The 14,056-nt window shown below is 57.8% G+C and carries 7 protein-coding genes; 5 read left to right on the forward strand and 2 right to left on the reverse strand.

What is annotated here, in order from left to right:
* Positions 1–115: 115 nt before the first annotated feature.
* Positions 116–1,876 (reverse strand): hypothetical protein, encoded by a 1,761-nt coding sequence (locus tag ACUN0G_RS29365; protein WP_445575070.1) that lies wholly within the window; start codon positions 1,874–1,876, stop codon positions 116–118.
* A gap of 210 nt (positions 1,877–2,086) precedes the next feature.
* Positions 2,087–4,987: a hypothetical protein gene (locus tag ACUN0G_RS29370; RefSeq protein WP_445575071.1), complete on the reverse strand. Its 2,901-nt coding sequence runs from the start codon at positions 4,985–4,987 to the stop codon at positions 2,087–2,089.
* A 222-nt stretch (positions 4,988–5,209) separates the two neighbouring features.
* On the opposite strand from ACUN0G_RS29370, the gene ACUN0G_RS29375 reads away from it, so the two are divergent.
* From ACUN0G_RS29375 to ACUN0G_RS29395, 5 genes are all read left to right on the forward strand, one after another.
* A complete protein-coding gene (locus tag ACUN0G_RS29375) occupies positions 5,210–6,673 on the forward strand; it encodes a hypothetical protein (RefSeq protein ID WP_445575072.1) in 1,464 nt (487 codons plus the stop codon).
* Positions 6,674–6,795: 122 nt separating this feature from the next.
* Positions 6,796–8,256 (forward strand): hypothetical protein, encoded by a 1,461-nt coding sequence (locus tag ACUN0G_RS29380; RefSeq protein ID WP_445575073.1) that lies wholly within the window; start codon positions 6,796–6,798, stop codon positions 8,254–8,256.
* 51 nt (positions 8,257–8,307) lie between these two features.
* Positions 8,308–10,533: a hypothetical protein gene (locus ACUN0G_RS29385; protein ID WP_445575074.1), complete on the forward strand. Its 2,226-nt coding sequence runs from the start codon at positions 8,308–8,310 to the stop codon at positions 10,531–10,533.
* Positions 10,534–10,646: 113 nt separating this feature from the next.
* Positions 10,647–12,458: a hypothetical protein gene (locus ACUN0G_RS29390; RefSeq protein ID WP_445575075.1), complete on the forward strand. Its 1,812-nt coding sequence runs from the start codon at positions 10,647–10,649 to the stop codon at positions 12,456–12,458.
* A 30-nt stretch (positions 12,459–12,488) separates the two neighbouring features.
* On the forward strand, positions 12,489–13,979 hold the full coding sequence (locus ACUN0G_RS29395) for a hypothetical protein (RefSeq protein WP_445575076.1): 1,491 nt from the start codon (positions 12,489–12,491) through the stop codon (positions 13,977–13,979).
* The last annotated feature ends 77 nt before the right edge of the window (positions 13,980–14,056 follow it).

Here is a 14,056-nt window from a genome sequence, read left to right on the forward strand (position 1 = left end):
CTCCTCGTTGTGGGTAAATAAATCTGTCCCGTTTATCGTCCCGTTTATCGGTCCCGTTTATCGCATTCAATGGCTTCAATGTCGCGGAGTCAGGGCCGGTGATAAGTGCCCCGTGCTATATGGCCGGAGGCAGTTCAAGCGAATCGCGGGATATGGTGACGCGCGTGAGAAAGGAGTGGCGCAAAGGTTGTTCGCCTCGCGCCAGGGTATAAAACACCATCACTTCCTGGTCCAGGTTGGACGTGATGTAGTCGATCAGAATGTCGTGTTCTGTGGTGGTTCCATTTTCGCCCACTTGAACCATAACGGCGGTGTGGGTGTTGGGCCCGATCCAGTGCATGTTGATCCAGTCACCCCGCAATGTGCCGGTAAACGGGGCAATGACCTTCGCGTAATCGGTAATGTCATCCGGGTTCAACACTCCGTCGGGCGCCTGTTGGACAATCGGTTCGGGCAGCTCCCGCGCTGGCTCACCCACTTGTACTTTCAGGCGCAAGGAGTCCTGAGATGTCTCGTCAGGTGCCATGTTTCGCTTGGTAAGGGCGTAGAACACCTCAGTGGCGTATCCCTCAATGCGCTTCAGGTCGGCGGTACCGACGGTGAAAAGCATATAGCCCCCCGTGGTCGGCGGAATGTCATCAACCTTGCGCCCTATGCGGTCCACAATCGCGCCCTCGGCACGACCCGCCACAAACACCACTTCGAGCAACGCATCGCCTGGCCAGCTTTCCTGAAAAGGGAAGCGCACGGTAGCTTCGGGCAGATTCGGGTCCAGGTAGCCGGCGGGTGCCTCATCAATGGTGGGCGCCAGCCATTTGACGACGTCACCCAGAATCCTCAGGTGACGGTTGTATGAGCGTTTGTCAGGCAATCCCTCGCCCTGGAGCAGGTAATAAATGTATGCCGTCCCCTTGGCCAGCGCAGCCACCAGGGCATGGTCGATAGTGAAGTAATAGGCCTTGCCACCTGACAGGTTTTGACTCTCCAGATGCGGCACAGCAACGCCCTCATTGTCGGTACCCGCCCACACCAGCGTAACGACTGAATACGCACGGGCATCCGCACTGCTGACACGCGCCCCCACTCTTACTCCCTGCCCGCCCAATTGCTCCAACTCGATATCCCGCTCGGTCTCGGGGAACGTCAGCCAAGGGGCCTCTGTACGCTCGGTATCGAGGTACACGTCCACCCAGGTTATCGCCGACCAACGCGCCCACTCATCCGGATAATTCCCGGTCGGACCCACCACCTGAAACCCCACGGGAATCGCTTCGCCATTGCCGGCGGCGCCGATGGTTGCGTAGTCGACGGTGAGGCGGATGTCGGTGTTCACCTCGTCAGGCTGGACCCGGTGTTCGATTCGCTCGGAGCCCCAAACCAGAATCAGCAGGTCATAAGGCGCCATGTTTTCCCAATGCCGAAACACGATCTCGACGCCCGGCTCCGCGCGCGCGTCGTCGACGCCATCGATCAGCACATCCAGAGGCAGTTCGTACACCAACCGCTGATGCCCCGGCGTCTCGTCATCGGAATCACGCCCGCCGGGGCGCTGCAGGTTGACCCGTAGCCGCAGGCGCGCGGTTTCGTCACCATCGCCGCCCTTGCGGATGACTTTGGCATACACCGGATCGGCCCACGACTCGAGGATGTGGTCCTCCGGCACGATGAACGGGATGCGCGTCAGGGCCTCATCGTCGTCGCGGATAAAGTTGCGCGCGACCGGCCACTGCGGGTCGCCCCAGTACAGCTCGAACGCTGTGCCGGGCGGTGTGTTTTCCGGGCGCGCCATATGCACCAGCAGCGGGTGTTCGATATGCCGCAGGCCGATGCCGCCATCGGCGGCTTCGACATCGTCGGGGATGGGCGGCTGAAGCAATGGGATGTCAACGGGAGGCCGGAGGTTGGCGGATGGGCGATGCATGGGCATTGCGAGGTTCCTCAGTAGGGACGCACGAGCTAGCTCCAATCAAATACCCAAACGCAGTGCTTGCCTACTGTCAGAATTCACAGGTGGCGACAGGCGGTTTCGGTCTACGAAGCGACTGAAGCAGTAGCAATCTGACGCGGCACCCGAGTCACTCGCGCTTCATATTTTTTCCAGTTTGATGTCATCGATAGGCAGGGCGAAGGATGGATGTATTGGCGTGATTACAATGGCGAGCCGTATTGGAGACTCGGTAATGGGAAGTTCGTAATTGTGAGCGATCCATATGGAACCTTTATTCATATTATGATTGCCAAAACGCCAGTCATTCATATGAAACCACACGCTCCCCCTCCAATCTCCTTCCCCTTCCCCGCGGCAAACAACCGTCAGCCGATACCTGCCGGCGGCCAACGCAAAATAATCCTTGAACAGAAAGGTTGTAACCGGTGAAGCCGGATTCACCTCAGGCCGATAAACCGTGCGACCCGAATGCGCGACAATTCCCCCTGGGTGGTTTTCATCCAGCGTGCGCCAGCCATTCATCTGGTAATCATTGAACGTGGTCAAATCGACAAACTTCGAATTGACCACGTAAGTCGCCACTGGAAACAGCACCGCCTGTGCCTTATCGGTACTGGTTTTGTCAAAGCCGATGCGCACTTCAACGCGTAATACAGAGCCTTGTTTGAGCGAGCTGAACCATGTGTGGCGCGGGTCGTACTCATAACCCGCGGCATGACCATTCACGGCCCCTGACCATGGCTCATGGATGACTTCCTGATTGCTGGTATTCGTCCCAACGTAGGTCAACCAGATACGCTGCCCGTTGGGCGTCTGGAAGGGATAGGCGCCGATGCTCCAACGCGTCGCCTGGTTGAAATCCGGTACGACCAAGGCAGAGCCGGTGGGTAGCCTGTTGATCAAGGGGATGGGCAATCTGTTGGTTGGAATGGGCGTCACGGCAACCGTCAATGGCTGCGACGCTCGGGTTTCACCGCCTCGGGTTACGCTGTAGTCAAACGTGACGATCTTGTCCCTGTTGCCAATGTTGGCCGCAATCGCTGCCCGGTGAATGTCGAACTCAAGCACCCCGCCAGTGTCGTTGCCCGGCCGGCTGGGGATCACCGGTGAACCGGCACCGGCAGTGCCTTTCATGGTCACCTGGACAGTGTCGCTGGCACGCATGCCGACGTAGCGCACAACCAGTTGCGTGCCCTCCTGCACGTCCAGTGGCGCCAGGGTTGCACTGTCCGATCGGGTGATGGCGGCTCCCAGCAATTTAGGCGCAGGCAACTCGCCCAAACCGCGAAAGATCTGCACCAGGGTGACATGGGAAAACCGGGTCTTTTGCCCGCTGCGCTCCAGACTGAAAAAAGCCCTCACCCGCTGGTCCAGGTTGGGCATCGCGAAGTCGCGGGCAATGAGGTGCTCGGTGAACTGCCCGTCCAGGCCGACTTGAACCTTGACACTGGTACTCGCCAACGGCCCCATCCAGAAGAGCGTGATCCAATCAGCGCGTTCAGTGTCGGTGAAGGGTGCCGTCACCTTGATGTAATCGCCGATATCGTCGGGGGACAACTGGCCGTTGAATGCGTTTTCTATCGTGGGGGCGGCCATGTCACGCACCGGTTCGCCCACTTGCACGGTCAACCGCTCGGACTCCTGAGGAAGCTCCCCCGGTCGGGTGAAGACGTAGTACACCTCCACAAGGTATCCATCAAAACGCATGAGCTGAGTGCCGGGCACCGAAAAGGTCATGTGCCCTGCGGCCGGCGGTGCCTGGGGCTCTGTGCGGTACTCGATGGCGTCGTCGGAATGGCAGGTTATCCAGACCACTTCAACCTGCCCACCGCCTGACCAACTGGCGCGGGTCGCAAACCTGACGGTGGCGTTCACCAGGTCGGGCAACAGGAAGTCGCCGGTCTGTTGATCAATCGTCGGCGGCAACCATCGGCTGACTTCGCCGATAACCCGCAGGTGGCGGTTGTAGGAAGGCTTGTCGTCCTGCCCGGCACCTTGCAGCCGGTAGTACACAACCGCGCGGCCTTGGGCATTGGCGGCAATCAGTTCATGGTCGATCGTAAACTCATAGGAGCCAGCCCCTGACAGGGCTTTGCTCTGGATTCCCGGAACTGCAGCCCCTGCCCCGTCTCTTCCGGCCCATACCAGGGTGACAAGGGAATAGGTGCGAGCGTCTGCTGCGCTGATGCGCACGCCGATTCTTACCGGCCTGCCGTCCAGCTGTGCCAGGTCGATATCGCGATCCGTCACCGGGAATGTCACCCAGGGCGCTTCAAGGCGCTCGGTATTCAGGTGCACGTCCACCCAGCTCGTCGCCGACCAGGGTGACCATTCATCCGGGAAGTTGCCGGTCGGCCCCATGACCTGGAATGCCACGGGAATAGCCTCACCGTTGCCTGCATCGGCGATGGTTGGGAAATCAACGGTCATGCGGATGTCGGTCTTCACCTCGTGAGGCTGCACTCGGCGTTCGATTCTTTGAGAGCCCCAGACGAAAATGATGAGGTCGTAAGCGGCCATGTTCTCCCAATACCGGAATGTCACCTCGACCCCCCGGAGGGCCCGCTCATCATTCACCCCGTCCAGCAACACGTCCGGCGCCAGCTCGAACACCAGGTTCTGATGCCCGGTCTCGTCGTAATCAGGATCACGTCCACCCGGTCGATGCCGGTTGATACGCAAACGCAAAGGTTGGGTCTTGCGCTCCGTGCCGTTACGGACGACGACGGCATATACAGGGTCGGCCCAGTACTCACCCACACTGTACGCCGGCACAATGAGCGGGATATGGCTAAGCCATTCGTCCCCGTGGCGAATGAAGTTGCTCGCCACGGGCCAGAAAGACGTGCCCCAGTACAGCTCAAACAAGGTGCCCACCGGGCTGTTCTCAGGCCGCGCGACCCACACCACCAGTGAGTGTTCGAGATGCCGCAAGCCTATGCCGCCATCGGCCTTCTCGATATCGCCCTCTATCGGCGGTTGCAGGTTGGGGATTATTACCGGTGGCAGCAGATCGTTAGGCAGCGCTGGTTTAGACATGACGAAGCTCCTGATCGAACTCGTATCCCCCCACATTTGGGCGGCCATTAGCACCAATCAGGCACCCAAAAAAAAGCCATGGCTACTGTCAGAATTCACAGGCGGCTAATCGCCACCTGTGAATTCTGACAGTAGCCAAGTGCATTTCAGGGGTATTTGATAGCTCCAAAGGCGCCCCGGTTTTCGCTCAAGGTGCGCCGTCGCCCGAACAGGAGATTGACCGTGCCCAGCCAAAGCGTCCCTGCATCGCCCAACCCGTCGCCCATGCCCGCAGTCCTTGAACCGTTGGTTATTCCCGGCATGACCCAGAACGTTCCGGGCTATGACGGCGGGATACCCGAGTGGTTGTTTGCCTCCGGGCTGACGGCACAGGTCAACAATACCTGGGCTGCCCAGCCAGGAGACATGGTCACCGTTGGCGAACAAATAGACCCCTTCAACATCCGGGCCATGGCCGTCAAACAACTGGAGCCTGGGGATGAGTTGCACGCGCATTTTTTCTTTAGCCTGCCGCAAAAAGAACTGCCCGACGGCGAGATCAAACTGGGCTATGTATTGCATCGCGCCGGCGGACTTCCTGGTGAGCTTTCCTTGCCCCTGAATGTGCTGATCAAAACCGATTTACCCGGCGGCCCAGACATCGGTCACCTGCCGGAAGAAGGACACCCAGCGCTCTCATTCAGCCTGTCAGCCCTGCAAATCTACCCACCCGAAGCTGCCCGGGGCGTTATCGCGATCATCGAGCCTTACCCGAACATGCATGCGCAAGACGTCATCCACTTCCAGTGGGGAGGCTTGACCATTTTGCAGCCGGTCGAGGGCGTCGGGCAGCAGACCCACATTTCCATCAGCCATGGGCAGATTGTCGAGGCGGGTGACAGCTATGGCTTGCTGGTCAACTTTTATCCGGTCGACCTGGTCGGCAACCCGTCCGTACAAAGCTCAAGGTATCTGGAGGTGGTTGTCGACCTGGCCGGCGCAAAACCCGATGGCCCGGCCATCATCACCGATGACCCGCTGGGCTACATCGACCCGGACCGGCTCAACGGCGAGAGCCTGCAACTCGAGCTGTACACCACTGCCCAGGTCGGCAAGCCGGGAGACCTGTATGACATCACGTTCCGCGCTTACCCACCATTGGGCGGCGTGGTCACCTACCGGGGGTTTGAAGAAATCGTCAGGGCCGGGGTGCCCGTCAATCACCCGGTGCCCTACAGCGTGGTGCGCGCCGCCGCCGGGGGCAAGATTGAAACAAGCTTCGTCCTGCGCAAGCGCACGGAACCGTCAGACCTGGTGTCGCAAAAAACCTTCGCCCGCGTGAGGGGATCGGTGGTGCGCCTGGCGGCTGCGTTTTTTGAACGCTACCCAGGGCACGTCGTGGCGCCCATTCCCGATTCGGCGATCGTGAGTATCCCCTGGTACCCATGGTGCAAGCCCACAGACGGCATCACCGTGATCCTGCGGTACGTGAAGTCGCTCAACGAAACCATTGTATTTAGCGAGCCGCGTGTAGTGGGCACATCGTGGGCCGATGGCGCGCCCATCAGGCGCTTGATCTACCGCAAGGACCTTGAACGATTCGAGGGTTTCAGCCCGGAGCTTTATTACGTGTATGAGTCCGCGCAGGTCAGGGCTCGCTCCCTGGACTTGAACGAGTCGGTGCGCCAGCGCGTGCAAATCGGTTAAGACCATCCGTCTGAACCTGTTAATTCTGACAGTAGCCAAGCTATGCACGACCGGTATTAGATAACCCAAAAGCTCAGTAGTGATTCCTGTAACGCGTACCCACTGCCTGACCGGAGAACGCCATGCCGACCAAAAAAGCCAAGACATCCGTGGCTAAACCCAAGTTTCTGGATCAACTGTTCATCCCTGGCATGTCACCGGGGTTTGCCAACTATGCTGGCGGGATCCCCCTACGGCTACTGACCCATGGCCTGACCGTGATCGTGTACAAAAACTGGTCGGCGAAGCCCAACGATAAAATCCAGGTTGTTTCGATGCCAGGCTTGAACATCCTGGCGGAAAAAACGTTGATGCCGGGAGAAGATGCGGACAGCAGCTTCGCTTTTGCCATTCCCGACAGCAGCCTGCCCGAAGGGGGCGTGACGCTAGGCTACGTGGTGCACTATGAAGGCGGCCCGGACTCCGACACCTCCAATCCATTGAACATACGAATCAAAAGAACCCAACCGGCAGGCGCCGACGATAATCAAATTTTCCCAGGCCACTCCGAACTCAACTTCAAGCCTAACTACCTCGAAATCAGAGAGGTTCAATCCAGGCTGGTGACGGTCACCGTCGATCCCTATCCGAACATGGATAGCGGAGACCTGATCGCGCTGAAGTTCGGCAACTACAATGCGCCGCGTCAGCAGGTTTCGGGTGTCGGCAAACAGACAGTGATCACAATCAGCCGTGACGGTATTGTCGAGGCCGGTAACGGCATCAACCGGTTGGTGAGTTTTAGCGTGGCTGACTTGGTCGGGAATGTTTCCACGCCGCGTTCGCGGAACATACCGGTACTGATAGACCTTGATCGCAACACCCTGGCTGCACCTATTTTCAATACCCAGGATGTTGCAGGTTTTATCGACCTTGAGCGGCTGGATGGTCAGCCCCTGCATATACGGCTCTATCTGCCCCCTTACGACGGCCCTGCGGGTCATACCTACCACGTGACCTACCGTGGTTATCCGAAGCTGGGGGGCGTCGTATTGGAGGAAAAATACATCACCATTCAGTTTGCCGGCAGAGCGGAAGACTTCTTCATACCCAATGAAAAGGTACGCGCCTGTGCTGGCGGCAGAATGGAAATCAGCTACCTGCTGCTCAAGACCGGCGTGCCTACGCGGTATTCGAAGTTTGCGACCGCCCAGGTGGTGGATGCGATTGTGCGGCTACGGGCCCCGTTCTTCGTAAACCACACCAACCATGTGCTCAACCCCATTCCCAGGGATGGCGGTGCCGTGGAGATCCCGTGGTACGCATGGCGCAACCCTACAGACAAAATCGAGCTGATCCTGCGTCACGTGTTGCCGGGTAGTAATCAGGTGACCTTGTATACCGACCGGTTTACCGTCGGCAATGTGCCGGAAGGCATACCGATCAGGCGCCTGATTCCCTACAGCGAACTCTTGAAGTTCAACCGCCTTACCCCTGAGCTCTATTACGTCTATGAGCCGGAACAGTATCTGAACGCCACGGCGGACATAAACGAATCCGAACGCCAGGTAGTCCAGGTTGGCCCACCGGCCGCAGAAGTTTGAACCTGGCTTTTTGACCCTTGGCAGCACCCGTTCGACGGTGGAGGTCTCTCAATGACTCGTTTACCGGAAGTAGATTCTGAGCACCCGCTCGATGACGAAGAATACGACATGATTGGTCCGGTATTTATCGATGACCTGTACCCACCGCTCAAAGGCTTCGGCGACTACCACGGCGGCATCGGCCTGCGGCATGTCGTACACGACCTGGTGGTGAAACTGGTGCCTCCGGCGGTGCTGCCGTTAAACACCCAGATCTACCTTTACTGGAGCGATCCCGTACTGCCCGTGGACTATATCGTCATCCAACCTGAGAACCAGGCAAACCGGTATTTCGAACTCATAGCCCCTAAAGAACAGATCCTGGCGGATTGGGCCGAAGTCTACTGCATCATTCGGCGCCCCAGCGGCAACGCCTCTAAAACCGAACCTCTAAGGCTGCGCGTCAAGCGTGACCGCCCTGGAGACACGGACCCGGACCAGGATACCCCAGGCAATCAGGGGCTGGTTTTTTCCTTGCCCGAAGACCTGGCCTCCGGTAGTCATGTAGATGAGAGAAGAGCCAAGCAAGGTGTAGCGCTCAGGGTGGAGCCCTATGAAAACATGGCGGCGGGTGACACCTGTTTGATTGCCTGGGGTTCCCAAATAGTCCCTTACGTCATTTCAGAAAAGGAGGTAATGCGCTCCTTTGACGTCGTCGTCACCGCAGGCGTGATCAGGCATGACGACTACGAAGAGGCGCTGCCGGTGGCGATGCAAATCATCGACATGGGCGGCAACTACCCCGCACCCAATACCGACGCCAACTGGTCTGAAATCAGTCGGGTCAACGTCAACCTTGGGGTCTACCGGTCGCGAGGGCCCTGGCTTAAGCAGCCAGGGGAGGTCATTGACATGGAGGAGCTCGGCGGAGCAGCGCAATTGATTGAACTGTGGACCGATGAGCAATTCTTTGAAATAGGTGACACGGTCAGGTTGCAGTGGCAGGGCCGCGACATAGAAAACGTGCCCTTCTTTCATACCGAAAGTAGATTCGTCGATAAGACAAATTACATTATGCACTTCGAAGTCGAGAATGAGCTGCTCAGGGCCATCACGGGCGGTATCGCGATCATGTATTACGAGGTGTACAAGATCGTGACCGATACCTGGTACCCGTCACGAAAAGTGCGTGTACGGGTTATCGGGCAACTGCTGGACTGGCCGGCCCCGACCATCGACGAGGCTCCTAACGGACAGATCGCCTTGACCTCGGTTGCCACGATGAGATTTCGTGCGCAGGACGGTTGGATACCGGGCACTCGAATTCGCGTCGTTTGGGTCGCCCATGGGGTCAACTTTTCTGAAGAGATTTTTCTGGAGGCTATCCCTGATAACCGCCAATTGAGCTTTACGGTTCCGAACTCGCAGGTCCGACGCTTTAATACCTTGCCCGTCGAGGTGTATTACGAACGTATTGATCGCACGCCCCATCGTCAGTCGCTGCGAATGCAACTTCAGGTGGGAGCGCCGGCAAGAACTTTGCCCGCCGTGATCGTTGAAAAGACGTTCAGCAACCATCTCGATCCCGCAGACATTGGCACCCACGTGACAGTAACTATCCCACTCACGGATAGCCTTGAGGGTGACATCGTCACACTTACTTGGGACGGTGACGTCCTGGATACATCAGTTGAAATCACACTCAGCAGGGATCAAGCAGGTAAACAACTTACAATCCCCATCGAGCGTAGGTATGTTGATAACAACCTGGATAAATCTGTGCGGATCTTATACGACTTGGAAAGAGCTGATGTTCCCCGGCGCTTTTCGAGAATCTATGTATTATTAATTCGAAGGGGTCAATATGACCTTACAACCTTTACCGGGAGCAACTTAAATGGCTGGGCGCGGGGGCCCGCACTTAGCGACATTAGAGACGTCGCGTTTAGGATTTACGGCACAAATACTGTTTTATTCAATGATACGTTTCGATCAGGAAACAAGGCCGGCATTATTTTAAGTAAAAGATTTAACAATCTGGTAGTGGGGCGTCAATATGAGTTCAGTTTGACTGCGCGAAGGGTCAATGCTCGTGATTTTATACCCGTACTTTCGCTCAGCACTTCACAGGCTGTACTTACCAATCCAGTTACACTTTCTACGTTCAACGCCTGGGTACCAATAGGCGGAGTCTTCACAGCGAATAGCTCTTCGGTTGTCCTCTACATCCATAGCCACCAATCCTCCCCTGACGGTAACGATTATGAAATCGACAACATCCTATTCCAATCCCTCTAACGCTTGTACCCCACTTGAGAACATAGTCGACGACCAAACATCGGGCCCTATTAACCTACTACATACATAGCCTCGCCTCCCCGACGGGGGGCATCCAGAAAGGAGTCACTGCGATGTCCACAGTCATTACTGACCTACCTCAACCCACTGCTGTATTGGGCAGCCTCGAAGTACCAGGGATGCTTCCCGCCAATGCCGGCGACGTGGGCATTGACGGTAGCCTGGGTCTCAGAAATATCCAGACGCCCCAAGTGGTTTACGTGAACACGTCCTCACGGATGGCCAACGGTGACTTGCTTGAATTGTTCAGCAACGACCCGCTGATACCGGTGGCTCATACCTTTGTCCAACCCGGCGACCTGCAACAGGCACGGCTGCCGCTGCTGCTGCCGGCGGCCAGTATCAGGCCGCAGTTGATTGACCCACTGGTCTGCCGGAACAACCTCACCGGCGAGTCCACCCAGACCCTGCGCCTGCGGGTTGACCTGAACATGCCCGGCGGGCCCGACCCCGACGTTACGAAGCCGGGGCACCAGGGGTTGGTCTTTAAACTGCCTGCCGACGTGCTGGTTAACGGCGTCAGCAACAGGCGGGCCCGCGAGGGTATCGAAGTCGAAGTGCTGCCCTACCCGTTCATCGCTGTCGGGGACCGCTTGTTGCTGTGCTGGGGTGATCAGCAAGTCATCCATTCGGTCGATGAAAAAGACCTGCAGCGCTCCTTCATCCTGGTGGTGCCCTACGACACAATCATCGCCGCGGGTGATAGTGATCGGCTGAACGTGCAGTTTCAGGTGCGCGGGCACACCGGAAACTATTCTGATCCTGCTGCACCCTGGTCGGCAGCCAGTGAAGTGAGGGTGTTTGCCCGGGACGACTTCCTGTATCCGGCGTATATCAATGAGGCCGATCCGCAAACACGGGTGATTGATCTGGCGAAACTTGAGGGGAAATCGATTACGGCGAATGTTTATGCCGATCCCAACTACTTCTCGCGTGACGACACACTGGAGTTTTTCTTCCAGGGCACTGATGTCCACGGAAATCTCGTCAGCCATAGCGAGAAAAGACAGGTGGATCAAAGCAACAAATTATTTGAATTCTCGGTAAGCCATGAGCTGGTGGCGAAACTGGTTCAGGGCCACGCCAAGGTGCAATACGCCCTCCACAAATTCATCGAAGACATGACCTTTCACTCCATTGCCGACTACGTCACGATTCACGGCGCGGTCGCGCAATGGCCCGCACCCTACATGAATGAGGTGAAACCCTTCGCCCATCTGCAACCCATGCCCCTGGATGGTTACGCCTACGTGCCTTATCAGGAAAGATGGAAACCCACGGACCTGATCACTCTGGTCTGGCTGGTACCCGACCCGGAGAACGCCGTGGAGTATCGCTTCAGCCGCAGTGCCGGCGAACATCCTGAGCACAACGTGCTTGAGTTCCATGTGCCCGGCGCACAAGCCAGGCGCTTTGAAGGGCGCCCTTCGGTGATGTACTACGAAGCCACCGATAACCGCGCCACCCCTCGGCTGTTGGGTCAGTCGGCGCGTAAAAACCTGCTGGTGGGCGAGCGCTGGGCGCCCATGGCGGCCCCCGTGGTCGAAAGAGTCATCAATCACCGACTGGACCCGGATCAGGTGCCGGACGGTGTCTGGATCACCATTCCCAACCCGCCGCTTGGCCGGGATATCCGTTTGCACTGGTTCGGCCCGGGCAACCGCATCGAAATGCTTGTGCGTGCCAATACTCCAGGCGAGGCGCGGGTCAGGGTGCCGGCAAAATTTGTGCTGGATAACCTCAATCACATCGTAAAAGTCTATTGGCTGGTCAACCTGGGTGGGACACCGCAGCGTTACTCAGGCGTGACGACGGTGCGGATTGCACGCCGGAACACCGTTGGCGATGAAAGCCTGCCGAATTGATTGCGGCCCCTTTTGCCTGGAGGTTTCACCATGTCTCGTGCCCCAAAAAAACCTGGCGGCCCAAGTGCCGAGGATAAACCCGAACTTGTCATCCATAACCTGACGCCACCGATCAAGGAGGATCAAGCCGCCACCCAATCCAGCGGCGGCCTGGGCATTCGGCATGTGGAGCATGATGTGCGGCCGACGCTTTATCCTGAGCGCAGGTACGCGCTCGCCACCGAGATATTTCTCTATTGGGACAGCCCGGTCCCGGCCGATTACGCCGTGATAGACAGCGGGAACCAGAACGCCTCGAGAATTGCCCTCAGGATGGACAAACACAACGTTCTGCCGACCTGGGCCTATCCGTATTGCACCGTTCAGGAACCTCGAGAAGGCCTGGTGGAGTCAAATCGCTTGAAGGTGCGGATCAAACTGGATCGCCCCGGTGAGCGCGACCCAAACACGGGTATTCCGGGCCATCAGGGTTTTGTATTTTTCATGCCTCCCGACTTGCAGGCGGGTGAGGTGGTGAATCGTGGCAGGGCAGTGGAGGGAATCGATCTTGATATCCAGCCCTACCTCAACATGGCGGAGTTCGATACCTGCAATATCGTCTGGGGTTCTCAGCGTTTTTCTCGTGTGGTGATGGCGTCGGAGGTGGGCAGACGTTTTGTAATCAGAGTGCCCACGCAGGTCGTCTTGGACGCAGGCAGCAGTCCGTTTACCGCTGTAGCGCTACAGGTAGTGGATGCCGTCGGCAACTTCCCCGCAGTGAATATGGACCCTGACTCGGACACTAATTGGTCACCCATAACGTGGGTTAATGTCGACCTCGACGCCGTACAGATCGAGCCGCCCTTTCTTGAGCAGGAAGTGCCATCGAGAACCACCCGGATCAATGCGCGCGGCGCAACCAGTCCATGGTCGGCACCTCGGGTTCTGGAGGCTGACGGGGGCCGTCTGGACCCGGACATCGCCAAGGCCACCGTCGTGTTCACTGCGCCCCCGGGCTGGGAGGCACCGATGCAGGTGCGCCTGGTATGGGAGGCAGATACAACGATCTACACCCAGGAACACACGCTGGACGAGATTCCGGAAGATCGCACCATCGTGTTGACGGTGGACGGAGCGCAAGTCAAAACGCTGGCTAACCAGCTCACCGAACTGTATTACGAACGCATTGACCCCTTGCCTGTTCATGAGTCCCTTCGCCTGAAATTGCAGGTAGGCGAACCCCTCGGTCGTCTACCCCAGGCACAGGTCGAGCGTGCGCAAGGCGAACACCAGGTGACGGTCTTCGTGCCGTTCACCGAGACCGCACCCGGCGACACCCTGACCTTGCAATGGATCTCCAGCCAGTCGAGAACCACCGTGCCCACCACACTGGACGCAGACACCGCCGGCCAGGCGCTGCGCATCCCGATATCAGTGGACGATCTTCAAATGGGCGAAATCGTGAAGGTGTATTACAGCCTCGATCGAGACGGACAGCTCCCCCGTTATTCGAAGCTGCAGGTATGGGAAATGGTGGGGTAACGCAACCGTGGGTACCCAGCGCTAACCCTACCGCTGTTAATACTTAGCCATTAAACCATCAGCAACCCGTTAGACGG

It is taken from the genome of Pseudomonas sp. 32A (assembly GCF_052682255.1).

Bases quoted from the DNA above. Each gene is read 5' to 3' on its own strand.
- ACUN0G_RS29370 (WP_445575071.1), bottom strand. From the start codon at position 4,987: ATGTCTAAACCAGCGCTGCCTAACGATCTGCTGCCACCGGTAATAATC.
- ACUN0G_RS29380 (WP_445575073.1), top strand. From the start codon at position 6,796: ATGCCGACCAAAAAAGCCAAGACATCCGTGGCTAAACCCAAGTTTCTG.
- ACUN0G_RS29385 (WP_445575074.1), top strand. From the start codon at position 8,308: ATGACTCGTTTACCGGAAGTAGATTCTGAGCACCCGCTCGATGACGAA.
- ACUN0G_RS29390 (WP_445575075.1), top strand. From the start codon at position 10,647: ATGTCCACAGTCATTACTGACCTACCTCAACCCACTGCTGTATTGGGC.
- ACUN0G_RS29395 (WP_445575076.1), top strand. From the start codon at position 12,489: ATGTCTCGTGCCCCAAAAAAACCTGGCGGCCCAAGTGCCGAGGATAAA.